The sequence below is a fragment of the Aminobacter sp. P4_D5 genome (assembly GCF_056401815.1).
Genome location: NZ_JBFUIP010000917.1, coordinates 1 through 631 on the forward strand (window position 1 = coordinate 1; position 631 = coordinate 631).

A 631-nucleotide genomic window follows, 5' to 3' on the forward strand; every position below is an offset into this window, starting at 1 on the left:
GGCGAGGTGGCCGATGGAGCCCGGCCCGGAATTGCCGGCGCGGATGGTGTCCGGCGCGGCCAGCAGCGCGGCGCGGAGATCGGCGACGCTGCGCCAGGGCCGCTCGGCCGGACAGACGAGAATGTTGGCCACCGCCATGATGTGCGAGATCGGCGCGAAGCTGCGCACGGGATCCCAGCTCAGGGAGCGGTAGAGCGTCGGGTTCACCGCCATCACGCCCATATTGCCCTGGAAGATCGTATAGCCRTCGGGCGTGGCGCGGGCGACGAGCTCGGCCGCGATATTGCCGCCGCCCCCGCCGCGGTTCTCGATCACGATCTGCTGGCCGAGCAGCGTGGAGAGCCGCGGCGCCAGCAACCGCGCCGCCACGTCGGAGGAGCCACCGGCCGCAAAGGGCAGCACCACACGGATGGGCCGTACCGGCCAATCCTGCGCGCGGGCGACGGAGGGCAACGCGAGACCGGCGAGAAGAGTGGTGCGGCGGGCGATCATGGCGGGCGTCCCAGGCGGAATAAGGCCGAGGCTAGGCCGGCGCCATCACCCGCAAAAGCATGATCGGCCGGACAATGAGCGGCCTGCGCGCCAGAATCGCCCGGGAATCGGGCAGCTCAGCGCCAGCCCTCTTCTGCGG

At 71.4% G+C, this 631-nt stretch carries 1 protein-coding gene; it reads right to left on the reverse strand.

All coding sequences use genetic code 11. From position 1 onward, the window contains the following. Positions 1–492, reverse strand: a 492-nt coding sequence (locus AC1DWF_RS35780) for a Bug family tripartite tricarboxylate transporter substrate binding protein (protein ID WP_476843199.1), incomplete at its 3' end; no start/stop codon positions are given. Positions 493–631 lie beyond the last annotated feature (139 nt).